Origin of the sequence: Chitinophaga ginsengisegetis (assembly GCF_900168065.1) — a bacterium.
GTDB lineage: Bacteria > Bacteroidota > Bacteroidia > Chitinophagales > Chitinophagaceae > Chitinophaga > Chitinophaga ginsengisegetis.
This window is the reverse complement of sequence record NZ_FUZZ01000002.1, coordinates 807,564-832,323: the sequence shown is the minus strand read 5'-3', so window position 1 is coordinate 832,323 and position 24,760 is coordinate 807,564. Positions and strand designations below refer to the sequence as shown.

General features: G+C 46.8%; 23 protein-coding genes. 13 read left to right on the top strand and 10 right to left on the bottom strand.

The window, feature by feature from the left end:
- Nucleotides 1-36 precede the first annotated feature (36 nt).
- From B5Z18_RS17130 to gatC, 4 genes are all read right to left on the bottom strand, one after another.
- Nucleotides 37-627 carry a riboflavin synthase gene (locus B5Z18_RS17130; protein WP_079470700.1) on the bottom strand — a complete coding sequence of 197 codons (591 nt, stop codon included), beginning with the start codon at nt 625-627 and terminating at the stop codon, nt 37-39.
- A 21-nt stretch (nt 628-648) separates the two neighbouring features.
- A complete protein-coding gene (locus B5Z18_RS17125; RefSeq protein WP_079470699.1) occupies nt 649-1,209 on the bottom strand; it encodes a cob(I)yrinic acid a,c-diamide adenosyltransferase in 561 nt (186 codons plus the stop codon).
- Between the two features lie 87 nt (nt 1,210-1,296).
- The gene (locus B5Z18_RS17120; protein ID WP_079470698.1) at nt 1,297-1,998 is read right to left on the bottom strand and encodes an ABC transporter ATP-binding protein; all 702 of its coding nucleotides are present in this window, start codon (nt 1,996-1,998) and stop codon (nt 1,297-1,299) included.
- 5 nt (nt 1,999-2,003) lie between these two features.
- Nucleotides 2,004-2,294, bottom strand: coding sequence for an Asp-tRNA(Asn)/Glu-tRNA(Gln) amidotransferase subunit GatC (gene gatC, locus B5Z18_RS17115; RefSeq protein ID WP_079470697.1), 291 nt, complete (start codon nt 2,292-2,294; stop codon nt 2,004-2,006).
- Nucleotides 2,295-2,479: 185 nt separating this feature from the next.
- On the opposite strand from gatC, the gene trpS reads away from it, so the two are divergent.
- Together trpS and B5Z18_RS17105 are read left to right on the top strand one after the other, a co-directional pair.
- The gene (trpS, locus tag B5Z18_RS17110; protein WP_079470696.1) at nt 2,480-3,487 is read left to right on the top strand and encodes a tryptophan--tRNA ligase; all 1,008 of its coding nucleotides are present in this window, start codon (nt 2,480-2,482) and stop codon (nt 3,485-3,487) included.
- Nucleotides 3,488-3,535: 48 nt separating this feature from the next.
- Entirely contained in the window at nt 3,536-4,171 is a 636-nt protein-coding gene (locus B5Z18_RS17105; RefSeq protein ID WP_079470695.1) for a deoxynucleoside kinase, read from the top strand.
- Here B5Z18_RS17105 and B5Z18_RS17100 read toward each other — a convergent pair.
- Nucleotides 4,168-4,722, bottom strand: coding sequence for a dihydrofolate reductase family protein (locus B5Z18_RS17100; protein ID WP_143313621.1), 555 nt, complete (start codon nt 4,720-4,722; stop codon nt 4,168-4,170). The genes B5Z18_RS17105 and B5Z18_RS17100 overlap by 4 nt on opposite strands.
- 215 nt (nt 4,723-4,937) lie before the next feature.
- Between B5Z18_RS17100 and B5Z18_RS17095 the strand changes: the two genes are divergently transcribed.
- The 8 genes from B5Z18_RS17095 (at nt 4,938) to B5Z18_RS17060 (ending at nt 16,696) form a co-directional block, all read left to right on the top strand.
- The gene (locus B5Z18_RS17095) at nt 4,938-5,729 is read left to right on the top strand and encodes a hypothetical protein (protein ID WP_079470694.1); all 792 of its coding nucleotides are present in this window, start codon (nt 4,938-4,940) and stop codon (nt 5,727-5,729) included.
- A gap of 76 nt (nt 5,730-5,805) precedes the next feature.
- Nucleotides 5,806-7,881, top strand: coding sequence for a ComEA family DNA-binding protein (locus tag B5Z18_RS17090; protein WP_079470693.1), 2,076 nt, complete (start codon nt 5,806-5,808; stop codon nt 7,879-7,881).
- Between the two features lie 692 nt (nt 7,882-8,573).
- Entirely contained in the window at nt 8,574-11,780 is a 3,207-nt protein-coding gene (locus B5Z18_RS17085; protein ID WP_079470692.1) for a SusC/RagA family TonB-linked outer membrane protein, read from the top strand.
- Nucleotides 11,781-11,799: 19 nt separating this feature from the next.
- Complete coding sequence (locus B5Z18_RS17080) at nt 11,800-13,290, top strand: SusD/RagB family nutrient-binding outer membrane lipoprotein (RefSeq protein WP_079470691.1); 1,491 nt, start codon at nt 11,800-11,802, stop codon at nt 13,288-13,290.
- Between the two features lie 24 nt (nt 13,291-13,314).
- Complete coding sequence (locus B5Z18_RS17075) at nt 13,315-13,812, top strand: lipid-binding protein (RefSeq protein WP_079470690.1); 498 nt, start codon at nt 13,315-13,317, stop codon at nt 13,810-13,812.
- Between the two features lie 82 nt (nt 13,813-13,894).
- Nucleotides 13,895-14,209 (top strand): DUF3467 domain-containing protein, encoded by a 315-nt coding sequence (locus B5Z18_RS17070; RefSeq protein WP_079470689.1) that lies wholly within the window; start codon nt 13,895-13,897, stop codon nt 14,207-14,209.
- Nucleotides 14,210-14,220: 11 nt separating this feature from the next.
- Nucleotides 14,221-15,294, top strand: a complete 1,074-nt coding sequence (locus B5Z18_RS17065; RefSeq protein ID WP_079470688.1) for an Ldh family oxidoreductase — start codon at nt 14,221-14,223, stop codon at nt 15,292-15,294.
- A gap of 79 nt (nt 15,295-15,373) precedes the next feature.
- Nucleotides 15,374-16,696 (top strand): aspartate kinase, encoded by a 1,323-nt coding sequence (locus B5Z18_RS17060; protein ID WP_079470687.1) that lies wholly within the window; start codon nt 15,374-15,376, stop codon nt 16,694-16,696.
- Nucleotides 16,697-16,746: 50 nt separating this feature from the next.
- Here the strand turns inward: B5Z18_RS17060 and B5Z18_RS17055 are convergent, their stop codons facing one another.
- The 4 genes from B5Z18_RS17055 to dinB are packed head-to-tail and all read right to left on the bottom strand — an operon-like array spanning nt 16,747 to nt 21,898.
- Entirely contained in the window at nt 16,747-17,205 is a 459-nt protein-coding gene (locus B5Z18_RS17055) for an RES family NAD+ phosphorylase (protein ID WP_079470686.1), read from the bottom strand.
- 18 nt (nt 17,206-17,223) lie between these two features.
- Nucleotides 17,224-17,682, bottom strand: a complete 459-nt coding sequence (parS, locus tag B5Z18_RS17050; RefSeq protein WP_079470685.1) for a type II RES/Xre toxin-antitoxin system antitoxin — start codon at nt 17,680-17,682, stop codon at nt 17,224-17,226.
- Nucleotides 17,683-17,723: 41 nt separating this feature from the next.
- Nucleotides 17,724-20,681, bottom strand: coding sequence for a DNA polymerase III subunit alpha (locus B5Z18_RS17045; RefSeq protein WP_079470684.1), 2,958 nt, complete (start codon nt 20,679-20,681; stop codon nt 17,724-17,726).
- Between the two features lie 5 nt (nt 20,682-20,686).
- The gene (gene dinB, locus B5Z18_RS17040) at nt 20,687-21,898 is read right to left on the bottom strand and encodes a DNA polymerase IV (protein ID WP_079470683.1); all 1,212 of its coding nucleotides are present in this window, start codon (nt 21,896-21,898) and stop codon (nt 20,687-20,689) included.
- 310 nt (nt 21,899-22,208) lie between these two features.
- On the opposite strand from dinB, the gene B5Z18_RS17035 reads away from it, so the two are divergent.
- Nucleotides 22,209-22,880 carry an SdpI family protein gene (locus B5Z18_RS17035; RefSeq protein ID WP_079470682.1) on the top strand — a complete coding sequence of 224 codons (672 nt, stop codon included), beginning with the start codon at nt 22,209-22,211 and terminating at the stop codon, nt 22,878-22,880.
- Between the two features lie 83 nt (nt 22,881-22,963).
- Here B5Z18_RS17035 and B5Z18_RS17030 read toward each other — a convergent pair whose 3' ends face one another.
- The gene (locus B5Z18_RS17030) at nt 22,964-23,413 is read right to left on the bottom strand and encodes a hypothetical protein (protein WP_079470681.1); all 450 of its coding nucleotides are present in this window, start codon (nt 23,411-23,413) and stop codon (nt 22,964-22,966) included.
- A 109-nt stretch (nt 23,414-23,522) separates the two neighbouring features.
- Here B5Z18_RS17030 and B5Z18_RS17025 point away from each other — a divergent pair, with 109 nt between their 5' ends.
- Both B5Z18_RS17025 and B5Z18_RS17020 read left to right on the top strand, forming a co-directional pair.
- Nucleotides 23,523-24,275: an XRE family transcriptional regulator gene (locus tag B5Z18_RS17025; protein WP_079470680.1), complete on the top strand. Its 753-nt coding sequence runs from the start codon at nt 23,523-23,525 to the stop codon at nt 24,273-24,275.
- Between the two features lie 123 nt (nt 24,276-24,398).
- A complete protein-coding gene (locus B5Z18_RS17020; protein ID WP_079470679.1) occupies nt 24,399-24,725 on the top strand; it encodes a cupin domain-containing protein in 327 nt (108 codons plus the stop codon).
- The last annotated feature ends 35 nt before the right edge of the window (nt 24,726-24,760 follow it).

Below are 24,760 nucleotides of genomic sequence, written 5' to 3'. Positions count from 1 at the left end.
GTTTGGAATGTTTTAGCACCGGTGGGCCACCGGCTGTTAATCTCTTACCGCCATTTGCCTGGCTACATATTTGCCGAGAATATCGAATTCCAGGTTTACCAGGCTGCCGGCTTTTATGTTGGATATGTTGGTAAATTCGTAGGTGTATGGAATAATGGCAACGGAGAACTCATCGTTGGTTACATTGAACACGGTGAGACTGATACCATTAAGACAAATACTTCCTTTTTCCACAATCAGCGCGGCGAATTCGGTAGGGTAGCGGAAGCGGTATAACCAGCTGCCGTCCTGTTCCTCGCAGGAGAGGCATTCTCCCACGCTATCCACATGGCCTTGTACCAGGTGGCCATCGATGCGGCCGTTGAACACCATTGCTCTTTCGAGGTTCACAAATTGTGTGGGGGTGAGCTGGCCGAGGTTTGTTTTCTGCAGGGTTTCGTCTACCGCTACGGTTTCGTAGGTATCGCCCCGGATGCCGGTAACGGTTAAGCAAACGCCGTTATGCGACACGCTCTGGTCTATCTTCAACTCGGCTGCCAGTGGTGTTTGTATCGTGAGCACCAGGTTAGCGCCTTCCTTCCTGGTGGATACTACTTCTGCTAATGTTTCTATGATTCCTGTAAACATGCGGCAAATTTAAGCATTTTTCTATACCCGGGGTTTCCAGGGGATTTCTTCAGCGCCCAGCTTGTGTCCTGTCCAGCGGGCCAGTACAAAGAGATAATCGCTGAGGCGGTTAATATATTTCAGTACCAGTGGTTCGATGAACAGGTCGTGTTCCTGCATGCCTACGCAGAGGCGTTCTGTGCGGCGGCATACGCAGCGGGCGATGTGGCAGGTAGATACCGCTACATGTCCGCCAGGGAGGATGAATGATTTCATCTCAGGGAGTTCTTCATTCATCTGGTCGATACTTTTTTCCAGGAGGGTGATATCTGCTTCGTGGAGGTCAGGTATTTTCAGTTTGGTTTCTTTGTCGGGGTCGCAGGCCAGTGCGGCGCCGATGGTAAAGAGGCGGTCCTGTATTTCGCGGAGGAGGTTTTTGGTGTCCGGATCTGCGATGTAGTCGTTTACCAGGCCGATGTAGGAGTTGAGTTCATCCACGGTGCCATAGGCATCAATGCGGACATCGCTTTTGGGCACTTTGGTGCCGCCGATAAGGGATGTTTTGCCTTTGTCGCCTGTTTTAGTATATATTTTGAAAGACATGGGTGTTGGTGTTGATCAGTTGCAAATTACGCAAAACGGCGTTACGGGAAAGGTTCCTGTAACGCCGTTTCATTGTATTGAAATATTTTATGCGTGTACTTTTTCGTTGACGCGGTCGGATTCAATGACGCCATCGCGCAGGCGTATCACGCGGCGGGCGTGATCGGCGATATCTTCTTCGTGTGTTACCAGCACTACGGTGTTGCCGGAGGCGTGGATGGTACCGAAGATTTCCATGATTTCCACAGACGTTTTTGAGTCGAGGTTACCGGTGGGTTCATCCGCGAGGATAAGCGACGGGTTATTAACGAGTGCGCGGGCGATGGCAACGCGCTGGCATTGTCCGCCGGACAGCTCATTGGGCTTATGTTTATAGCGGTCGCCAAGACCTACTTTTTTCAGCATGGCGATGGCTCTTTCTTCTCTGTCCTTTCTGTTGACGCCGGCGTAGATCAGTGGGATGGCCACATTTTCCAGGGCGGTGAGGCGGGGCATGAGGTTGAATTGCTGGAATACAAAGCCGATTTCCTTGCCACGTACAATGGCGAGGTCGTTGTCTTCCATTTTGCTTACATCATGTCCGCTGAGGACATACCTTCCCGCGGTGGGGGTATCCAGGCATCCGAGGATGTTCATCAGGGTAGACTTCCCGGAGCCGGAGGGGCCCATGAGCGCTACATATTCATTCTTGAAAATGTCCAGCGATACGCCTTTGAGCACCGGTAATTCATTTTTACCGAGAAAATAACTTTTCCTGATTCCTTCCAGGTGTATGACGGACTTTTCCATGTGGGTTATTTCTTTATTATTTTCGGCACTTTAAAGTATTCCTCAGTAGCGGAAGGTGCGTTTTTCAGGGCCTCTTCACGGGTGATCACCGGTATAACCTTATCTTCCCTGAAAACATTATAATCATCTGTCAGGTGAAGTAATGGCTTCACATCGGTGGTATCCAGTTCATTGAGTTTCTCCACAAAGGTGATCATCCTCTGGAGGTCGCCGCGTATTTCAATCTTCTCCTGGTCGTTGAATTCCAACCTGGCCAGATCGGCCAGTTGCTGCACCAGTACGTCGTTCACTTCCATAATCAAATTAAATCAAAAGATAATGAAATATAAATGGTAAATATGATAGTATCTCAAAATTAGGGATAAACGGACAGAATAAAGTGCTTTTGATCATCTGCTTTTGGCTTTTGGCGTTTTTTTTACAAAACAGCCCGGTGTGAATGGCTAAAAGCTAAAAGCTATTCTTTAAATTGCGCCCTGTTATGGCTACTGAAAAAGAAATTGTGGTAAGCGGCATACGCCCTACCGGTTATTTGCATTTAGGCAATTATTTTGGCGCTATCCGTAATTATATCCGGATGCAGGAAGATTTTAACTGCTACTTTTTTGTGGCAGACTGGCATTCACTCACCACCCATCCCGATCCGAAGGATCTTCCGGGGAACGTGATGCGGGTACTGGCGGAAAATATTGCATCAGGACTGGACCCCGAAAAGGTATCGCTGTATGTGCAGAGCGACATTCCCGAAATAGCGGAACTGTACCTGCTGATGAATATGCTGGCTTATGTAGGTGAACTGGAGAAAGTGCCTACTTTTAAAGATAAGGTGCGGTTGCAGCCGCAGAATGTGAACGCAGGGCTGCTTACTTATCCTGTACTCATGAGCGTGGACATCCTGATCCAGCGCGCGGTAAAAGTGCCGGTGGGTAAGGACCAGGGGCAACACCTGGAAATGGCGCGTAACTTCGCCCAGCGCTTCAATCACCGCTATGGTGACCTGTTCCCCGAACCGGAGGCATTCAACTACGGCGATAGCCTGGTACGTATCCCCAGCCTGGATGGTAACGGCAAAATGAGCAAAAGCGAGAATGAACTGGCTACGCTATACCTGGCAGATGAAGATGATAAGATCATCAACAAGATCAAAAAAGCTAAAACCGACAGCGGTTCCGGTGAACCTGGTTCGCCAATCCCTGATTCTGTACAAAACCTGCTGGACCTGATGAAACTGGTGTGTACGCCCGATGTGGTATCTTTCTATGAAGAAGCATGGAAGAATACCGGGACTATCCGTTTCGGGGATCTGAAAAAGCAGTTGGGAGAAGATATGGTGAAGTTTATATCGCCTATCCGCGAAAAGGCGAAAGACCTGCAGCGCGATACGGACTACCTGAAGAAGATTATGAAAGCCGGTGCAGAGAAGGCCAGGGCGAATGCGGCACAAACTTTGCAACAGGCGAAAAAACTTATTGGTATAAATTATTATTGAAAAAGTCGCCAACTGTAGCTATTTTCAGTATTAACCACTTCACATCGCATGGCAAAACAGAATAAGATCAAACATATAGCTATCGCCGGAAACATCGGTGCGGGCAAAACCACGCTGACAGAAATGTTGTGCAGGCATTACAAATGGCATCCACAATATGAAGATGTGGAGCACAATCCTTACCTGAACGATTTTTATGAAGACATGCCCCGCTGGTCATTCAACCTGCAGGTGTATTTTCTGAACGGCCGGTTAAAGCAACTGCTGGAAGTGCAGAACGGAAAAGAAACCGTTATACAGGACCGGACCATTTATGAAGATGCACATATTTTTGCGCCTAACCTCTACGAAATGGGGCTGATGACCAAGCGCGATTTTGATAACTATTTCAATTTCTTTGAAACGCTGAAAAGCATGGTGAAGCCACCGGATCTGCTGATTTACCTGCAGGCATCTGTGCCTACCCTGGTTGCGCAGATACAGAAGAGAGGAAGGGAGTATGAAGAGAATATCCGGCTGGACTACCTGAAACGCCTGAACGAATATTACAACAACTGGATTGAGAAATACAAAGAAGGTCCGTTGCTGATCATTGATATTGATAAGAATAAATTTCCGGAGAGTGATGAAGATCTGGGAGAGATCATTTCCCGGATTGATTCACAGTTGTACGGGTTGTTTTAGCGGCGTTTCAGGTAATGAAGCGCTATACAGCCTGATTTAAGCGTCCTCGAATCTGCCAGTTGCAGGTTTTGCGACTCCAGAAAATTTGCATCGTCAAACAGCCGCCTGCCTTGCCCGACAAGGACAGGATGAACGAGGAAATAATATTCATCCACCAGGCCAAGCGCTATCAGTTCCGAAGGCAGGCTTACACCACCAAGCGAAATATTTTTGCCTGGTTCCTGTTTCAGTTTCAGTACTTCTTCTGCGAGGTTTGCACGGATCAGCCTCGCATTACCTTCAACGTTGTGTAATGAGCGGGAACAAACAACTTTGTCGATAGCGTCAAATGTTCGCGCAAATTCATTCTCTGTTTTCGTACCGGACTGTTTTTTTGCAACCTCAGGCCAATAAGGAACCATCAACTGATAGGTTTTGCGGCCGTAGATAATCAGGTCAACGTCCTGCATGAGGTCCGTAAAATACTGAACGGTTTCTTCGCCGCCACCAAATTTGGTATGGTCGCAGCAACCATCTGCACTCAGATTGATACCATAGATGATATTTCTCATGGGTAGTGATTTTTCTACATTCTTTCCCAAAGATAAAATAATGCATCGCTCTATGTGAGGGCGATCCGGACAAAACAAAGGGGTGTTTAAGCCAAATCCGCGTGTTTATGTTTCATTAACACTTCTGTTATTTCCGCTGCTTATTTTTGTATCCGCCGGCAACAATTTGTTAACCCGTTTGTCTGCGGATTTTTATTGTTAAACCCAATTCCCTGATGAAACAATTATTGTTAACCTTTTTATTCACGTGGTGGATAGCGCTGTTGCATGCGCAACCCTTGCTGACGCCCGTGGGAAAGAATACCGGTAGCGGCAGTTACAGCCGTCATTTCCAGCAGGTGATATCTGCGTGGTACAATCCCGCCGGCTTATCCTGTTTATCTTCTTTTGCAGCGGGTATTTATACCGAGAATAGGTTCATGTTAAAGGACGCCTCGTTGTATGCGGCGATAGTGGCTGTTCCGGTGCATGCAGGCGCTTTCGGGGGAAGTATTACGCGGCTGGGTAATACATCCTGGCATCAGCAGCGGCTGAGTGGCGCGTATGGTATGCGGCTTGGGCGAAGGGCCGGTGTTGGGTTGCAGTTTAATTACGAGGCTACCAGTGTGCAGGGATTCGGGACTACCGGTAACATCAGCTTTGATGGCGGAATGCTCTGGCATATCAGTGAGCAATGGCATGGTGGCGTTCATGTGTATAAACCAGCAGAAACGCCTGTTGTATATAGCGGCGGCGTGGGCTTTGAGGCATCGCGTGATTTCCTGCTAACCGGCGAAGTGATTTGTACAGGCGCATTTACTTCGGTGAAGGCATCGGCTTATTACCGCATTATCCGGCAACTGGCGCTGGAAATAGGTATTGCATCCGGTCAGGCTTATAACAATGCGGCAGTGATATTATTCCTGCGATCCCTGCGGATAGACATCGCCGCCGGGTTTCATCCACAGCTGGGTATTACGCCTTCTACTTCATTGATATGGCAGCTTTCTCCGGCGGCAATGGAGTAATGCGATGAGGAGTTGTTAGCTGAATGAATTTGCCGGAGATGGTGCGGCAGGAAATTAAACTTTCAATGTTATTGATATGGCAACTATCCGCTCGGCGATTTGCGGCGTCACCGGTTGTTTGTTGTTGCTGCTGTGTGGGCGGAAAGCGTGGGCCCGTCAACAGGAAGAGGCATTGCCTCCGGCAATGGAAAATAACCTGGAAAACGAAGCAGCTGGTACTGAAACGGTATCAGAGGATGATGCGCAATGGCAAACTTTAAACGCATTGGCGCGGCATAAGATCCGGTTGAACACAGCAGATGAGGCAACGTTGCAGTCGTTAGGATTGCTTACGGCTTTGCAGATCAGCAGCTTTTTGCGGTACCGCGCTTTATTGGGGGATCTGCTGAGTATTTATGAATTGCAGGCGGTGCCAGGGTTTGAACCGGATGTTATCCGGCGCATACTGCCTTATGTGACGGTAGGCGATGATCTGGCGCCTCATTATACATTGAGGGACTATGTGCATAAAGGCGATCATTCATTCCTGTTGCGCTACGCCCGCGCAGGGGAGAAAGCAAAGGGGTATCTGCACACCGACAGCACCTTACCTGCCTACAGGGGAAGCCCGGAGAAATTGTTTATGCGTTACCGTTATAATTTCCCGCGGTACATGAGCTGGGGAATAGTGATGGAGAAAGATGCCGGGGAAGCTTTTTTTAAAGGGGCGCAAAAGCAGGGATTTGATTTTTACAGTGCGCATGTTTTTATCCGGAACTACCGGGGAATAAAGGCCCTTGCATTGGGGGATTATACGGTGAACATGGGACAGGGATTGCTGAACTGGCAGGGACAGGCATACGGCAAAGGAGCCTCGGTGATGCAAACGAAGCGGGAAGGAGAAGTGTTGCGGCCATACACTTCACCGGGGGAGTTTTATTTTTTCAGGGGAGCGGCTGTTACGCTGCAGCAACAGCGCTGGGAATTGACGGCCTTTGCATCTTTCCGCAAACAGGACGCCAGTACGGATACGCTGATGGATGAAGTAACTGCGGCCAGTATTATTAGCAGTGGATATCACCGTACGGTTACCGAAGCCGCCAAACGTGGGCAGGTACAGCAGCTCAGCGTGGGCGGTAATATCCGTTACCATGCCAACCGGTGGCAGGTGGGAGGAAATGTAACCAGTCATCATGTAGCGCCGGTACTTCAAAAGAAAACAGCACCCTATAATCAATTCGACTTTAACGGTAACCGGCTTACGGCTGCCAGTATCGACTATTCCGGCAGCTGGAAAAATGTGCATTTATTCGGAGAGGCAGCGGTGGGCAGTAACGGGAAACCTGCCGTAGTTCAGGGATTGCTGACCAGCGTGGCGCCTGCGGTAGACATGGCGGTTGTATACCGGTATTATGACAGGGCTTACCAGTCGCTATATGCCAAAGGCTTCGGCGATGGATACCGCACCGTTAATGAGCAGGGATTATACACCGCCGTTACTTTGAAAATAAGCCCGCGGCTAAAGGCCGATGCGTACGCCGATATTTTTCATTTCCCCTGGCTGAAATACCGGAGTAATGCACCTTCTTACGGCAAAGACTTTTTTCTGCAGGGAAGTTATGTACCGGGGAAAACAATGACCCTGTTACTTCGGTATAACTACCGGCAGGCAGCAGAAAATGTATTGTTGCCGGGTAACCCCGTTAAAGTACTGACCGCTGTAACGTCGATGCACATACGTTCCCAGTGGACTATAAAAGTAAACCGGCAGCTGGATCTCAAAACCAGGCTGGAATACAGTAGCTATGAAGCAGCGGGGGATATGCAGCAGGGATGGATGATATACCAGGATGCCAGTTACCGCTTTGTACATCTACCCGTTGTAATAAGCGGAAGATTATCCCGTTTTCAGACCAGTAGTTATGATAGCCGGATATATGCAACAGAAAGCAGTGTGCTATATGAAAATGCGGTATCGCAGCTATATGGTGAAGGATGGCAGTATTACCTGAATGTAAAATGGAAAGTGAACCGCCGGTTATCATGCTGGGCACGCTGCCATCAAAGCAGGTATCCGGGCCAAACCGCTATTGGCAGCGGGAACGATGTGGTAGCAGGGAAGAAGAAAACACTGTTTCAACTTCAGCTGCAGTATTTAATAGCAGGAAAATGAAATTTTTTTATGCGGCTACATGTTGATTATCAATTTGTTGCGGCACTAAATTTATCTGCTGTTAAAATAATGTTAAGTAGATGCATCACGATTTACTTTTTTTTTCTAACTTGTGGATGTCAACCAAAATCTAAATCTGATTTGCTTTATGAGAAAGACCTTACTGCAAGAAAAAAGCTTGTGATAATGGCTGTAAACCCGCAGCAGGATATTTGTCATGATTCAAATCAATAAGACAGAGAGAGAGACTTAGCAAGGCTTTTACCGATTTAAACGCTATAACGGAGCACATAACCATTCCTGTAATTGAAATTACAACTGTTAGCCAACAGTAAGAGGTATACAACAATTTATTGTGAGAGAACACATGTTGATCTATTATAGACTTGTACAACCAAAATCAGAACTGTTTATGAAAAAAAACACTTCTCCCTTTACATAGCCATTTGGCAATATACCCGACCGTATGTTGCGATAATTATTTTCTGTAACTGCAGAACCGATGGGTATTCTGTCTGATTAATTATGTCTCCTGAGGCATGATATGGATTCTTTATGCTGTCATTCTAATGCGTAATATGATACAACAATAGCTAAAACATCTTATCCGGAAGCAGCTACTGGCATTTGTTGCCGGGTAAGCATTTATAAGACCCGATGTATTTCTTCTTCAACCAAAATCTGAAACTTTTATGAAAAAGGGGTTCCTCCTTTTTGCCATGCTTATGGCAATCATTCACCTGGCCTATTCGCAGCAGCGACAGGTTACAGGTACCGTTAAGGGAAATGATGGCAATCCGGTTCCGTTTGCCACCATCCAGGTTAAAGGTACCACCGCCGGTACCACCGCCAATGACAATGGCGTATTCAACCTGAGTGTACCCGGTGCTTCCACTGTGCTTGTTATAAGAAGCGTAGGATACAAAGCCCAGGAAATAACCGTGGGAGAAAGTTCAAATCTCCAGGTAACACTGGTAGCAGATAACAAAAACCTGCAGGAAGTAGTAGTAACAGGTTTGGGACTGGTACGTGAAAAGAAAACCGTGGGGTACGCTACCAGTAACTTTGCTACTGAACAAATTAACAGGGTAGCGCCCGTAAGTATGATGGATGGTTTGTCCGGAAAAATAGCCGGTGCTGAAATATCCACTACCAGCGGCGCTCCGGGCGCATCCAACAAAGTAATCCTCCGTGGTTATTCTTCCCTGCAGGGTAACAACCAGCCACTGTATGTGGTAGACGGGGTGCCACTGAATAACGACCGTCCCGGTTCTACCGTTGATGGAAAAGGAGTCAACAACGGCGGTTACGACTTTGGTAACAATGCCAATGATATTAATCCAAATGATATTGAGGCAATCAGCATCCTGAAAGGCGCCGCGGCCACCGCAATTTACGGTTCCAGGGCCGCCAGTGGTGTGGTATTGATCACCACCAAAAAAGGTAAAAGCGGGGGGCTGAAAGTAGATGTGGCCTCAGCAGCCACTTTTTCCCGTGTAGGTATGTTGCCTACCATGCAGGAAGAATTTGGACAGGGCTGGGGTGGTACATTTATCCTTTCAGAAAATGGTAGCTGGGGACCACGCTTAACCGGCGAAAACCGCGAGTGGGGCGCTCCGGTGGATGGCGTATCATTAACAAAACCATTTTCCTTTGTAAAGGATAACGTGCGCAACTATTTCACTACCGGTAAAGAACTGAACAATACCATTGCTGTTAGCGGAGGAAATGAAACATCCACTTTCTTCCTGTCTTATGGTAACGTATACAGTGATGGTATCCTGCCTACTGATGCAGACTCTTATAAAAGAAATACTTTCTCTGCAAGAGCATCTACAAAATACGGCAGGTTCTCCGCTTCTGCTTCCTTTAACTACGTAAATAAAAATGCAAAGGCAGTATCTACCCGCAGTGAAGCAGGACTTGGATCTTCTTTGTTTGAAGACATCATCCAGATTCCGGTAGATATCAATATCTCCCAGTTCAAGGATTACAAGAACAAGTATTACAATGTAGATAACTACTTTACTCCTTACGCAGAGAACCCTTATTATTCCCTGTACGAAAATGGGAATAACCTGAAAAGTAACAGGATCTTCGGAAACATTGATCTGAAGTATGGCATCACAGATTGGTTGAATGTACAATGGCGTCTTGGCGCTGATGTTACCAACGCCCAGTCTAAAACCTATAAAGCGAAAAACAGACCATCACTGGACAGCTGGAATGATGGTAATAACGTGGAAGGTGCGCAACGACAGGAAGACGTTGGTTATGTGAGGGAAAACAGCGATTACAGAGGTGAGTTCAACTCCGACCTCCTGCTCACTGCCAATAAAAAGCTGAGCTCAGATTTTACCATTGATGGATTGATTGGCTTTAACGTTAACCAGCGGGAAGGAAAAATATTCAGTTCAGCCGTGAAGGGACTGGCTATTCCAGGTTTCTACGTGATCTCCAACTCACCTAATTCACCGGTATCACAAACACAGGAATTCAGACGCAGGATTTATGGTCTTTACGGACAAGCTACTTTAGGTTTCCGCGAATACCTGTTCCTGACTGTGAATGCCCGTAACGACTGGTCATCTACATTACCTGAAAAAAATAACAGCTATTTCTACCCTGCGGTGAATGCCGCCTTCATTTTATCAGAAGCACTGAAGCTGGATGATCGCGGTGTTTCTTTCGCAAAACTGCGTGCCAGCTGGGGTAAAACAGGTAACGATGCGGGTCCCTATCTCACTAAAACAACACTATCTACCGGTCAGATCATAGATCTTCCTTTCGGTACACTGGATTTTCCATTTAATGGCATTCCCGGATATACCGTAGGTGATAACATTGGTAATCCTGAACTGGCGCCTGAGTTAAGTAATGAATATGAACTGGGTGCTGAAGTGAAATTCCTGCGGAACAGGTTGGGATTCGATATTGCCTACTATAATAAACTTACCAAAGGTCAGATCCTGGCAGTGCCTACCACACCAAGTTCCGGTTATGCCAGCATTACGCAAAACTTTGGTAAGGTGAGAAATAAGGGTATAGAATTATCTGTTAACATCATACCGGTAGAAACAAAAGATTTTACCTGGACCATGAACTACACCTACGCCCGTAACAGGAATACAGTTGAAGAACTTCCTGCAGGTTTGAACCAGGTGGTGCTCAATTTCGCTTACGATGCAAAATTTGTGGCCCGCAAGGGAGATCCGCTGGGTGTATTTTATGCCCCGGTACCTGCTACCACACCGGATGGAAAAATAATTGTGGATGCTACCGGCTTACCTAAAGCAGCAGAAACCGACGGATATTATGGTACATCTCAGCGCGACTTTACAATGGGATTGGTAAACACACTCCGCTATAAAGATTTAACACTTGGCTTCTCTTTCGACTGGAGAAAAGGCGGTGTGTTCTACTCCGGTACAGCAGATCTGACCTACTTTGTGGGTAATGCCTTATTATCTACCTATAACGACAGACGCGCTTTCGTGGTTCCCAATTCTGTAATGCAGATTGGTACGGATGCACAGGCCAAACCAATATATGGTGAAAATACCATTCCGCTGACAGATTATAACTATGACGCTTACTGGTATCATACCACCAATAAAGGTGGCGCTTACTCACAGCGTATCATTGATAAAACCTATTTGAAACTGCGTGATATCACGCTCTCTTACAGTCTGCCTTCATCAGCTGCCAGAAAAATTGCTGCCAGCAACCTGATGCTGACCGTTTTTGCGCGCAACATGTTTGTGTGGACACCGGAAGGAAATACATTCATTGATCCTGAAGTATCCAACTATGGTAATGATTTGAACAGTGAGTTTGGTGAATTCAGATCCATGCCTACTACCAAATCTTATGGTGTTTCATTGAAGGTATCCTTCTAATCTTTTAAATTCTGATATCATGAAAACGTACAACAATCAATATATTCTCCTCCTGCTTTCAGCGGTGCTTTTGTTGGGCGCCTCCTGTAAGAAGAACCTGGATATCAACAACGATCCGAATAACCCACCGTTGGAGCGGGCTACGCCTTATGTGTTGTTTCCGCCGGCGGTAATGTCTACTGTATCATGTGCCGGTACTGATGGCGCTGTTATTGGTGGTATCTGGTCGCAATACTGGACACAAAGTAATGCCTCCAACCAGTACAAAACCATTGATGCGTATAATATCCAGCGTACAGACTACAATGCGTTGTATACGCAGATGTTTTCCGGTGCACTGCAGGATTACAGCCTGATGCTCAAATTGTGCGACAGCCTGCACGATTATAGTTTTGGTTTGATGGGAACGGTAATGAAAGCCTATTCTTACCAGATATTGGTAGACCTGTACGACCAGGTACCTTACCAGGAAGCATTTGGCGGATTAAACCAACTGCAGCCGAAGTTTGACCGGGGCGATAGTATCTACTCCTGGTTGCTGAGAGATCTGGATATCGCATTATCCAAAGATCTGACTGTTACCATCCTTGATGAGAATGCAGCACAGGATATTATTTATAAGGGAGATATGGATAAATGGGTAAAGTTTGCCAATACGCTGAAATTAAAAATGTACCTGCGTATGGTGAATGTAAATCCAACTCTGGCAAGAACAAAGATCACGGAGCTGATTAACAGCGGCGCTGAGTTCCTCACAGATGTGGATGCCTCCTACAGCACATTTAAAGATGCACCGGGCCAGGACAACCCGTTATATGAATCAAATATCCGCAGCCTGAATACTACTACCAACATCCGCGCGAGCTATACCATGATGTCGTGGTTACAGAAAAATAAGGATTCACGGATGAACAAAATCTTCCGTGCACCGGGTGCTGCAAGAGGTGTTTATTATGGTATTAACCAGGGAGACTTCACCAGTTTGTCGCCTACTTATAACGTAGCGGCTATCTTCAGGCAAACGCCTCTTGATACGGCTTATCTCATTTCCAGGGCTGAAACCAATCTTATGCTGGCAGAAGCAGACGAACGTTATTTCGGAGGTACCAAAGCGAAAGCCTATTATGATGCAGGCGTGCAGGCTGCATTTCAGCAATACAAATTAAGTGCTGATACCTTCATTCAGGCCGGCCGGGTATATGCATACCCAACAGGGGCTACTTTTGATAAAAAGCTCGAAGCCATCATTACGCAGAAATGGGCTTCTTTCCCGGGTACACATGCACTGGAAGGGTTCCTGGAACAAAACAGAACAGGTTATCCTAAGTACAGCCCGGTATATTCCACTGATCCATCTTACATCCCAGGCCAGCTGGTATATTCCCGTAACGGTGTTACCGGCGCTGGTAAATTCCCTAAACGCCTGGTATTCCCGGATGTGGAAAGGAGCAGAAATAGTAATACACCAGCGGAAGTACCTATTTATCAAAAGGTTTGGTGGGCTTTATAATGTTAACGGTTTAAAATAATTACCATGAGAACAATAATGAATAAACAATATATCACAGGATTGCTGCTGGTGGGTGCTGTTCTTTTTTCTTCCTGTAAAAAGGAATTGCCGGACGTGAAGAATACACAGGTAGTGAAAATGGCCGGTACCTGGTGGGTAACCATGACGCTCAACGGCGCGCCCCAGATTGACGGGGATCATGTACAGATCAATACCTTCAACACCGCTGCCGACGACGGAAAGCAGCTGTGGATACAGGATGCGGGCCTGGGATTCGACTTTCAGTCGAAGGTAGACGTAAATTTAGCTGATCTTACTTTCAGCGCCACCAACGCTAAAGACGAGAACAGCGACGCCACCGTTACCATTACTGCCGGAAAAGTTTTCCCTAACGGTGGAAAATCAAAGGGCGGGCACACAACGGACAGTATTTACATGGAACTGCAAATATCTTCCGATCCCGGCAATAAGTACGTAGTGGCGGGTATCCTGCGAACCAAGTTCGACGAAGACGACTATTAATACCGGTCAATCCGCTGTTTATAAAAAAAGAGGGCTCATTTGAGTCCTCTTTTTCTATTTTTGTACGGCTAAATCATACAACATGGAAAATCAGCATGAAGAACAGAATCAGCTTAATATAGAGTTGAATGAAGAAATCGCCGAGGGACAATACGCCAATCTCGCCATCATCACTCATTCAAATGCCGAATTTGTGGTAGACTTTGTGAACGTGATGCCCGGTCTGCCAAAGGCTAAGGTGAAATCCCGTATTATCCTCACGCCGCAGCATGCGAAGCGTTTTATGAAAGCCATGCTTGATAATATTAAGAAATACGAATCTGTACACGGCCCGATTCAGGATCAGGAGCAGGTATCGGTACCATTGAATTTTGGTGGACCCACCGCTCAGGCCTAACTTGTTGACAGATGGAACATATTTTTTCTTATCATCATTTGAGAGAATTTACCAGGGAAGTATTTATTCACATGGGGTGCAGCCTGGAACATGCAGCCCTGGCCAGTGAAGTGCTGGTATCGGCAGATTTAAGAGGTATCGATTCTCATGGAATAGCCCGCTTATCGGGCTATGTTCGTTTATGGGAGGCTAAGCGGATCAACACTAAGCCTAATATCCGGATAGTACACGAAACCCCAAGCACGGCGGTTATTGACGGAGATGCGGGCCTGGGCCTCGTAGTAGCGCCCTATGCAATGGAAGTAGCCATGCAAAAGGCTGCTGCCGTTGGTACCGGCTGGGTTAGTGTGAAAAACTCCAACCACTTTGGTATTGCAGGTTACCACGCCATGAAAGCGCTGGACCAGGATATGATTGGTATGGCTATGACAAACGCCAGTCCGCTGGTAGCACCTACCTTTTCCACCGAACGGATGCTGGGAACCAATCCGATTGCAGTAGCCATTCCCGCAAAAGAGCAGCCGGCATTTGTGGCGGATTTTGCCACCACCACTGCAGCCAACGGAAAACTGGAGATCCTGCAGCGCAAAAATGAAGAAGCTCCTTACGGTTGGATCCAGGATAAAGAAGGGAACCCAAGTAACAATCCTCATGAACTCAAGAATGGCGGGGCTTTGCTGCCTTTGGGCGGCGATCGCGAGCATGGAAGTCATAAAGGGTATTGTTTGGGAGCAATTGTTGATATATTTTCGGCCGTTCTTTCAGGCGCCAATTATGGCCCGTGGGCGCCGCCTTTTGTGAGCTTTCTCCCGCTGGCGCCGGATCCGGTAGGAGAGGGACTGGGACATTTCTTTGGCGCCATGCGTGTAGATGCGTTCCGTCCGGCAGAAGAGTTCAAGACCAACATGGATACCTGGATCAATCGCTTCCGCGCAGCAGAGCCGGTAGCCGGGAAAAAAGTACTGATCCCCGGAGATCCTGAAAGAGAAATGCATCAGGAGCGGCTGGAAAAGGGTATTCCCGTAATAGCGCCCGTGGTGAAGGATATGCAGGAAGTTGCTGCTAAATTTAATTTGAATTTTTAATTCACAATCGTTCATAAAAAACACCCGGAATGAGGCTGATGCAGCGTTTCAGGTAGCTAAAGCAAAAATAAACATTCAGATGAAAGTGTTAAAATTTGGTGGAACCTCCGTGGGAAAACCAGAGCGTATGCAGTCGGTATCGCAACTGATCACAGCAGATAATGATCAGAAAATTGTGGTCCTCTCTGCACTGTCAGGCACCACAAATTCCCTCGTGGAAATCAGTCAGTCGCTGTCAGAAGGTAAGAAGGAGCAGGCGAAGCAGCAGATAGACAAGCTGGAAAGCCATTACCGGACCTTTTGCAACGACCTGGTGAAGAAGGAAGCCGGCCGCGCAAATGCAAAGGCTATTGTTGATGAACACTTCGAATTTCTGAATATCATCCTGAAGATATCTTTCAATGAAGCACTGAATAAAGATATCCTTGCACAGGGAGAGTTATTGTCTACACGTCTTTTCTGCGTATATCTCGAAGAAGCCGGTATTCCCGCGGTATTATTACCCGCGCTGGATTTCATGAGCATCGACGAATACGAAGAACCGGAAATTCCAAAGATTAAAATTAAACTGGCTAACCTGATCAGTCAGCATAAAGGGCAGCATATCTTTATCACCCAGGGATATATTTGCCGCAACGCCAGGGGCGAAGTGGATAACCTGAAACGTGGTGGTAGCGATTACTCTGCTTCCCTGATCGGCGCTGCTATCCAGGCAGATGAAGTACAGATCTGGACGGATATCGACGGTATGCACAACAACGATCCGCGGGTGGTGAAGAAAACTTTCCCGATTGATCAGCTCTCCTTTGATGAAGCAGCGGAACTGGCTTACTTTGGCGCCAAGATCCTTCACCCTGCTTCTATCTGGCCTGCACAGCATTTCAACATCCCGGTGAAATTGCTGAACACCATGCAACCCGAAGCAAAAGGCACTATCATCACTGAAATGCCTAACGGCAACGGTGTAAAGGCTATTGCTGCAAAAGATGGTATCATTGCTATTAAGATCAAGTCCAGCCGCATGTTGTTGGCATATGGCTTCCTCCGTAAGATTTTTGAAATATTTGAGAAATACCGCACCCCGATCGATATGATCACTACTTCTGAAGTAGCGGTATCTATCACCATCGATAACCAGCAGTACCTCGATCAGATCCTGAAAGAGCTGCAACCTTTTGGTACCGTGGAACTGGACTACCACCAAACAATCGTTTCCATTGTTGGTAACGAAGTGGCGGCAACTCCTTCCATTATCACCAAATTATTTGATGCGATAGAAGAAATTCCTTTGCGCATGATTTCCTATGGTGGCAGCAGGCATAACATCTCTATCCTGATCAATGGTCAGTTTAAAGAGAAAACCTTGCAGGTATTGAATAAAGGATTGTTTGGCCTGGAATAGGAAAAACGACTTTACATAGAAATGCAGCGGAGATTACTTCGCTGCTTTTTTTATTTTTTCAACCGCTGATCAAAAACGAAGGGTTGCGTATTCAGGATGGTAATATTTACTGCATCGGGATGCAGCGGGTTGATCAGGTAGTTATATTCATCTGCAATTACCACGGATGGAATCCGGAGTACGGCGTATTTAGCGGTGTCTATCCATTCATCTCCGATACATTGCAGCTCCGGTGAAGGCGCCAGTGATTGCCAGCCGGAGGGCAGATCATGTTTGGTGAGTACTTTAATGGCAATGTTATCGGGGATCTGCAGGGTAGCGATGCAGAAATCCTGTACTATATTTTTCAGTGGAATGTGCACCAGTACTTCCAGCGCCGATAACGCCCTGCTGCCGGCAGTGTACACAATAGCATGCCCCGGGCTGTTCCAGCGGCCTCCATACAGGCGCGCACCTGTTCCACTCAGATCATTGATGTAAGCGCACTTACTGATCCTGTATACTTCCATGTTGATGGTTTCGTAGATTTATGCAAAGATGCCATGCTCAATGCGCCCCAGCTCATCCTGGATAAGCTGAAACCCAAAGGTGGTATCTAAAAGCGAAATAGGGGTTTGATAGTTGAAGGCAGGTAACGGAGTTCTCATCCATTCCTTGAAGTTTTCCAGCTGGCCAAATACTTCGGTACCGCGCTGGTAAAGCTGGGAAAGTAAAATAGCACGTTCAGACGTGTCGGCAGACAATTTCTCGTCGTCTGCATAGCGTTGCAGCGTTCTTTCTGACACATGTACTACCTGCGCCAGCTCTGATAAAGAAAAAGACAGCTGCCTGCTCAGATTCAATAAAGCTCTTTTAATAATTCCACTGCGGGAAAGCTGTATAAAATCAAAGTAGCCACTACCGGCAATATATGCCGCTCCTCCTCCTGGCTGCTCTACTATCAATAATGCATTTTCCTGCACGCGGTATCCTTTTACGTGTTTCATATACCCGACATTTGTCACAAAAATACAACAAATTGTCGGAATTAAGGCTTTTTATCTTCAAAATAACCAATCTTCCACATCTTATTGATTTCCAGTTGTATTACGCCGTACTCTTCTGCCACCCTGCCCTGCAGCACATAAAAGCCGCCCTTTTGAAAAGGGTACAGCCGCAGGCTATCAGGAAAATGGATGGTATCCATAAATGCGCCGTCGCGGTCGAGGAATGTACCAAAGCACATGGGTTCCCCTTTGCTGCTGCGCAGGAATTTGTTGGTTACCAGGTAGCCAAGCGTGGTAACAGGCTGGCCAATATTTTTGCTGAACTCACTGGAAGGCATATACGCACTTTGATCGTGCTGCAATACTTTAAAGGGTGATTGCAGCGGAAAGCCCAGCAGATCTATCTCATCAAAGGCATCTTCATGCGCGTGATAAGCCAGGGTGGGCAGTTCACAGTTAACAGTGGTGGTATTGCCAAACAAGGAAATGCTGTGTGGATTGACTTCTTTCTTACTTACCAGTAAACTGCTTTTCCACAATAATTCTTTTTTGGTGTAGCCGGTAAAGTTGAAACAGCCAATGCGGATTAGTATTTCCAGCTGTTCCGGACCCGGTGAAATCCGGCTGGTAAAATCTTCGAGATGTAAAAACGGGCCATACTGTTCACGGTCTTTTAATATTCTTTCCGCCAGCAATTGTTCCAGTCCTTCTATGTGGATCAGCCCTGTGTATACTTCCCGGCCGGTGATATTGGTGGCATAATCGCTATGATTGATACAAGGCGGGTGCAGTGTTACGCCGGTTTTCTGCAATTCCCGGAAATAGAGTTCCCGGTTATAAAAGCCGCCGAAATTGTTGATAACAGCCACCATGAACTCTGCAGGGAAATAGGTTTTGAGGTACAGGCTTTGGTAGCTTTCCACCGCAAAACTGGCGGAGTGGGCTTTGGAAAAGGAGAAGTTAGCAAAGCTGGCAATTTGCCGCCACACTTCCGCAGATACTTCCGGTGGCCGTTTCAGGCGTTCGCAGTTATCAAAGAAACGTTTTTGTATATCCCTGAAGTCATTGGATCCGCGGTATTTCCCTGCCATCGCCCTTCGCAGGCTATCGGCATCCGCCAGCTCCATGTCTGCATATTTGTGTGCTACTTTAATGACATCTTCCTGGTATACCATAATCCCGAAGGTATCTTTCAGCAATTCCTCGATAATCGGATGGAGATAAACTACTTCATCGGGGTGCCGGTAGCGATGTATATATTGTTTCATCATGCCCGATTGCGCTACGCCGGGGCGGATAATAGAACTTGCTGCCACCAGGGTGAGATAATCATCGCATCCCAGTTTCAGCAGCAGTTGCCGCATAGCGGGCGATTCTATATAAAAACACCCGATAGTATTTACACCGGACAGATTTTTACGCACCAGCGGATCTACCTGGAAAGCTTTTACATCATGGATATCTATATCAACGTCCTGGTTTTTTTTGATGATATCAATGGCATCCCGGATATGTCCGAGGCCGCGCTGGCTGAGGATATCGAATTTATACAGCCCAATTCTTTCCGCCTGCCACATATCCAGCTGCGCGGTTACAAAGCCTTTGGGCGGCAGGTAAGTAGTGCAGAACTGGTGAATAGGCGCATCACTGATGAGGATACCGCCGGCGTGAATACTGAGGTGATTGGGAAATGCTTTTTCCGTATCCATCAGGTTACTGAAGTACGCTATTTTCTGATGGATGCTATCGGCTTCCAAATTAACGTGGAAGCCATTTTCCAGGATTTTATCGATTTCTTTTTTAGGAAGACCATATACTTTTCCCAGCTCGCGGATAACGGCGTTGGTTTGAAAAGTAGTTACGGTGCCCAGCAGGGCCGTGTGTTGCGGGCCATACTTATTAAAAACGTACCGGATAATTTCGTCCCGGTCGCGCCAGGAAAAATCAATATCAAAATCCGGTGGCGAAGTACGGTAAGGGTTCAGAAATCTTTCAAAATATAAATCCAGTTCTATCGGATCTACATCTGTAATTTTTATACAGTAGGCGATAATGGAGTTAGCGCCGCTTCCGCGGCCCACATAAAAGAATTCGCGTTCCTGCGCATAGCGGATAATATCCCAGGTAATGAGAAAATAAGATTCGAAGTTTAGTTGTGCTACAATGGCCAGTTCTTTTTCAATCCGTTGAAGGGCTTCTTCATGATCATCGCCATAGCGGTATAACATGCCTTCCAGGGCAAGCGCCCGTAGCTTCGCGCGATCTTCTTCCACGCTGCCGAGGAAACATTTTTTATTTCGGGAGATGGAATGATGAATATCCATTTCAACGTGGCAGTCTTCCATCACTTCCACGGTTCGCTGTACGATGTCCGGATAATCGGCGAAGTGTTCCACGAGTGAAGCGGGCGTAACAAATTGTTCCTGCGGATGGCCTGTCATAGCCGGTTCCAGCTGTGTGATCAGGATATTCTGATCAATGGCACGCAGCAGTTGATGTAATTCATAATGGGTATTGTCCTGGAAGGTAACTGGCTGGAGGATCACCAATTTATCGCGGAGTGTGGTGTTAGCTGTTCTGAATAATTTATTGCGTTGCCAGGGTTTTACACCAATGAGTTCATGAGGCGCTAATGATTCAGGAGCGCGGGTTCCCAGCGCATAGATCACCCAGGTATGCGGGATAACGGGCGCCTGATCGGGGAAAGGTTTTTCCTGTTGAAGGTGGGTGGATAAGAAAACATTGATATGATGCCAGCCTTCCTGGTTGCGGGCCAGCAGGAGATATTTAAAATCATTTCCGTTTCTGCATTCCAGTCCGAGTATAGGTTTAATATCATGTTTACGGCAGAGGGCCACGAACTCCCACGCATCGGAAGTGATGTTGATATTGGTAAGTGCCAGTGATCCGATACCGAGTTCATGTGCTTTCTGCACCAGCATTTCCGCGTGCATGGTGCCATAGCGTAGACTAAAAAATGTTTTGCAGTTGAGGAACATGATGTTTATTTAAAGTATGGCATGATATCTTTTTTCGGTGTGTGCTGGTCTTTTTTTCCGGGTGGTATTACGTTGGTACCTTTCATGAGATATTCCCATCCGAAGCGGTTTTTGATTTGATCGATGGCCTGGTAGAGGGCAATCATTTCCTGTTTGTCGTCGAACAGGCTGATCTGGTAGTTGCCATGTACGAGGTGACTGAAACGCACGCCTATGAGGCGAACCAGCAGCCGGCGGTCGTACAGTTTTTTGAAGAGGTCTTTTACTTTTTCCAGCAGCACATGATCTGCACAGGAGTAAGGAATAGACATTTGTTTGGTAACGGTTTCAAAATCCGAGTACCGGATTTTGAGGGTGATGCAACCGGTTAATTTATTTTGCTGTCGCAGTTCGAATGCGATTTTCTCCGTCATGCGTACCAGTTCGGCGTGAAGGAATTGCATGTCGATGGTATCTGCGGGGAATGTACTTTCCGTAGAGATAGATTTCTGTTCATAAAAAGGCACCACCGGCGATTCATCGATTCCATTGGCTTTTCTCCAGAGGGCTATTCCGTTTTTTCCCATCCATGCTTCCAGCAGGGAGATGGGCACTTCGCTCAGTGTTTTTACGGTTTCTACGCCGCGGCGCCTCAGCAGGGCGCCGGTTTCACGGCCTACCATTGGAATCTTTTCTACCGCCAGCGGCGCCAGGAAATTTTTTTCTTGTCCGAACAGGATTTCAAGCTGACCATTAGGTTTGGCTTCATCGGTGGCTACTTTTGAAACGAGTTTATTGGATGCTAGTCCGAATGAAATGGGTAGTCCTGATTCTTTCATGATGGTTTTCCGCAGTTCGGTGGTCCATTTCATGGAGCCAAAGAACTTATCCATGCCGGAGAGGTCGAGATAAAATTCATCGATAGATGATTTCTCGTAGAGAGGCGCCTTTCCGGCGATGAGCTCCGTGATTTCCCTCGACTTGGCACTGTACAGTTCCATGTCCCCGCTGCGGACAATAGCATGGGGACAAAGCCGCAGCGCGGTTTTCATGGGCATGGCGGAATGAATACCATACCGTCTGGCCTCATAACTACAGGCAGCTACTACAGCGCGATCACTGCTGCCGCCCACCAGGATTGGTTTGCCGAGGAGGCGATTGTCCCGCTGGCATTCCACTGATACAAAGAAGCAGTCCAGATCGAAATGCGCTATTGTTCGCTGTTGTAAAGTGATCATACTGGTAATGGTTTATGGATAAACAAAGGACGGAACAGGGGCAGGCAGTTAAAGCGATTACGGATGGCGGACCGGGCAGAGGGAGGATAGTATAGCAGCAGGCCTGCCAGCCGGAATCACTTTTACATGTGGAGTAAAGTTACTAATTTATTTAGTAATGCTAAGAAAATTAGTAAAAAATATTGAAATTTCCGGTCGCCTCAATTTTCGTAACTTTAGTACAACATATCTGGCAATCAATATGTAATAGATAAGAGAATGGAAATGAAGGAAAACAAGGGAGTATGTGAACATTTAAACTGATCTCCACATGAAAAAACCGGATTTTACCAGGGAATTACTTATCCTCGCTTTGCTGCTGGTGCCGATGGTTTACCTGGCGGTAGTCTTCAAAGACTTACCAGCTGTTTTATCTAACAATGTTAATGCGGCGGGATCTCCTGAGATGGGGACAAAAAATGATTTCCTGCTGCTGATGATCTTTCTCTTTTTCACCAACGGGCTGATCTATTTCCTGTTCCGCTATATTCCACGGGCCGATGAAACCCAGTTGCGGCCTTCTGCTATTGAGATGGAGCATAAAGAGTATTACAGGATCCGTTTCCTGATCCATTCTTACCAGGCGGTATTTACCTGTATTATTATTTTCCTGGTGAGCCAGGGGAAGCCATTTATCATGGAGCGCTGGGCTTTTATTGGCGTAGGGTTGCTGATTGTGGGCATAGGTGCTTACCTGCGTAAGGTGAAGCCTAATAATTATGTGGGGGTGAGAACGCCGTGGACCCTGCAAAGTGCAGAGGTTTGGAGGGAAACGCATCAGATGGCGAGCAATCTGTGGATCAGTGCAGGTGCGGTGATCATCATCGCCGGATTTTTCCTGTCGCTTATCACAGGGGTATTTATCATATTTTTTGTGGCGATTGTGCTGGCGGCATTACCCTATATTTATTCCTTCAGGTTATATAATAAGGATAAAGGATAATTCAGTGGTCAATCAATACATCGGAAAAAAGGAATGGCGTCCCTGACAGGGGCGCCATTTAATTTTATAATCCGGCAGGTTGTTTAGAACCAGCCTTTTCCGAGTGCTTCCCGGAAAGGCCACGGGATGAGGGCCAGGATAACGATGAAGGCAAGACCAAAGAAGATCAGGCCCAGTTTATGTTTTTGTGCATCGGTAGCCGCTTTCTTTATTTTTGATTTACCGATATGTACCAGTGCGATGGCGATGATGGCCATTACTTCGTGTTCTACTGTGAAGAACCGTAAAACCGGGTTTTTCATGGCGCCTCCCATATCAGCTACGCCGGCCTGGGAAAGGGGGCTCATAAAAAACAAAATCAATCCTACTACCAGTTGCAGATCGCAGAAGATCATAAAGAAAAGTCCGGCCTTGCTATCTGCTGCAGTGAATGGTGTTTTGCCTGTTACGCCTTTGAGGGAGCGGATAACCGCCCAGAGCCCTGCCAGCAATATAGCCCATCTTAAGAACGAGTGTACATAGTTAATTAACATATCGAGTTGGATTTTACCGGGCAAAAATAAGCGAAGCGCCCCGAATATATTTGGTAATTCATAAAAATATTTGCTAATTTTGTTAGCAAGGTACTAAATTATTTAGGTTATGTCCGTAGTATGTCAGAATTTGAAATACCTGCGTAAGCAAAAAGCCTGGACGCAGCAAGAGTTTGCCGATAAGCTCGGTATCAAGCGTTCGCTGTTGGGTGCATATGAGGAGGAGCGTGCAGAGCCCCGTACGGAGATCCTGGAACAGGTAAGCGATATGTTCCGGGTATCCATCGATGATCTGCTTCGCCGTGATCTTGGCTCCCAGAAAGATAATTTCCTGGAGAAGCGCCGGCAGCTTAAGCTGGGCAGTTCCCGTCAGGCGATCCAGTTTGTGCCGGTAAAAGCGGCCGCCGGTTACCTGGCCGGTTATAATGATGATGAGTTTATCGAAGAGCTGAACACGTTCACCTTACCCATGCTGGGGGCGGGTGATTACAGGGCATTTGAAATAGCGGGAGATTCCATGCTGCCGGTTACTTCTGGTTCTGTGATCGTTTGTCACAAGGTAGAGGGATGGGATGAGATCAAGAACAATGAAACCTATGTGGTGATTACCTCCCGGGAAGGCATTGTTTTTAAAAGGATCCTGAAGAACAACCGTTCCAAATCTAAGATTACGCTGGTGTCTGATAATCCGCAGTTTGAGCCTTACGGCGTGGATATGGAAGAAGTGCTGGAGTTGTGGCAGTCGGATGCGGTGATCAGTAAAGCGGGACAGCAGAGCCGGATGAGTGTAAACCACCTGGCGGATATGGTGAGCCATCTGCAGGACCAGGTAAGCCTGTTGAAGAAGAAGCTGAAAGACTGATTTCCATTATATTATACAAACGGCTGGACCGGGAGCATGTAAGTCTCCCGGTCCAGCCGTCATGCTATATCCCGATTCTTTCTTAAATTCGGTTATCTGAGAACACGTTAAATCAACCATAGGATGAGATTTCATGTTTCTTTTGCCGAGTCTTTACGACAATTGCAGAAAAGCGATGATGATTTCGCAGTATTGTTTGAACACGGTTCCATGCGGGGGATCATTTTTGCCCCGGATGAGATAGATGGGCAGGAGCCGCATATACAGGACGAGATTTACCTGGTGATGCAGGGGAGTGGTGAGTTTGAAATGGAAGGGAAGGTGGTGACGGTGGGAGTGGGTGATTTCCTGTTTGTTCCTGCGGGGGCAGCGCACCGGTTCCGGAATTTTACGGCCGATTTGCTGTTATGGGTCATCTTTTATGGAGAGGAAGGCGGAGAAATTGAATAATTCTTGTGGTCTTTTGTTTTTTTACAAATGTTGTG

Bases quoted from the DNA above. Each gene is read 5' to 3' on its own strand.
- B5Z18_RS17120 (WP_079470698.1), bottom strand. From the start codon at position 1,998: ATGGAAAAGTCCGTCATACACCTGGAAGGAATCAGGAAAAGTTATTTT.
- B5Z18_RS17085 (WP_079470692.1), top strand. From the start codon at position 8,574: ATGAAAAAGGGGTTCCTCCTTTTTGCCATGCTTATGGCAATCATTCAC.
- parS (WP_079470685.1), bottom strand. From the start codon at position 17,682: ATGAAACACGTAAAAGGATACCGCGTGCAGGAAAATGCATTATTGATA.
- B5Z18_RS17055 (WP_079470686.1), bottom strand. From the start codon at position 17,205: ATGGAAGTATACAGGATCAGTAAGTGCGCTTACATCAATGATCTGAGT.
- B5Z18_RS17100 (WP_143313621.1), bottom strand. From the start codon at position 4,722: ATGAGAAATATCATCTATGGTATCAATCTGAGTGCAGATGGTTGCTGC.
- B5Z18_RS17095 (WP_079470694.1), top strand. From the start codon at position 4,938: ATGAAACAATTATTGTTAACCTTTTTATTCACGTGGTGGATAGCGCTG.
- B5Z18_RS17070 (WP_079470689.1), top strand. From the start codon at position 13,895: ATGGAAAATCAGCATGAAGAACAGAATCAGCTTAATATAGAGTTGAAT.
- B5Z18_RS17090 (WP_079470693.1), top strand. From the start codon at position 5,806: ATGGCAACTATCCGCTCGGCGATTTGCGGCGTCACCGGTTGTTTGTTG.
- B5Z18_RS17020 (WP_079470679.1), top strand. From the start codon at position 24,399: ATGAGATTTCATGTTTCTTTTGCCGAGTCTTTACGACAATTGCAGAAA.
- B5Z18_RS17105 (WP_079470695.1), top strand. From the start codon at position 3,536: ATGGCAAAACAGAATAAGATCAAACATATAGCTATCGCCGGAAACATC.
- B5Z18_RS17030 (WP_079470681.1), bottom strand. From the start codon at position 23,413: ATGTTAATTAACTATGTACACTCGTTCTTAAGATGGGCTATATTGCTG.
- B5Z18_RS17130 (WP_079470700.1), bottom strand. From the start codon at position 627: ATGTTTACAGGAATCATAGAAACATTAGCAGAAGTAGTATCCACCAGG.
- B5Z18_RS17125 (WP_079470699.1), bottom strand. From the start codon at position 1,209: ATGTCTTTCAAAATATATACTAAAACAGGCGACAAAGGCAAAACATCC.
- B5Z18_RS17075 (WP_079470690.1), top strand. From the start codon at position 13,315: ATGAGAACAATAATGAATAAACAATATATCACAGGATTGCTGCTGGTG.
- B5Z18_RS17045 (WP_079470684.1), bottom strand. From the start codon at position 20,681: ATGTTCCTCAACTGCAAAACATTTTTTAGTCTACGCTATGGCACCATG.
- B5Z18_RS17060 (WP_079470687.1), top strand. From the start codon at position 15,374: ATGAAAGTGTTAAAATTTGGTGGAACCTCCGTGGGAAAACCAGAGCGT.
- trpS (WP_079470696.1), top strand. From the start codon at position 2,480: ATGGCTACTGAAAAAGAAATTGTGGTAAGCGGCATACGCCCTACCGGT.
- gatC (WP_079470697.1), bottom strand. From the start codon at position 2,294: ATGGAAGTGAACGACGTACTGGTGCAGCAACTGGCCGATCTGGCCAGG.
- B5Z18_RS17065 (WP_079470688.1), top strand. From the start codon at position 14,221: ATGGAACATATTTTTTCTTATCATCATTTGAGAGAATTTACCAGGGAA.
- B5Z18_RS17025 (WP_079470680.1), top strand. From the start codon at position 23,523: ATGTCCGTAGTATGTCAGAATTTGAAATACCTGCGTAAGCAAAAAGCC.
- B5Z18_RS17080 (WP_079470691.1), top strand. From the start codon at position 11,800: ATGAAAACGTACAACAATCAATATATTCTCCTCCTGCTTTCAGCGGTG.
- B5Z18_RS17035 (WP_079470682.1), top strand. From the start codon at position 22,209: ATGAAAAAACCGGATTTTACCAGGGAATTACTTATCCTCGCTTTGCTG.
- dinB (WP_079470683.1), bottom strand. From the start codon at position 21,898: ATGATCACTTTACAACAGCGAACAATAGCGCATTTCGATCTGGACTGC.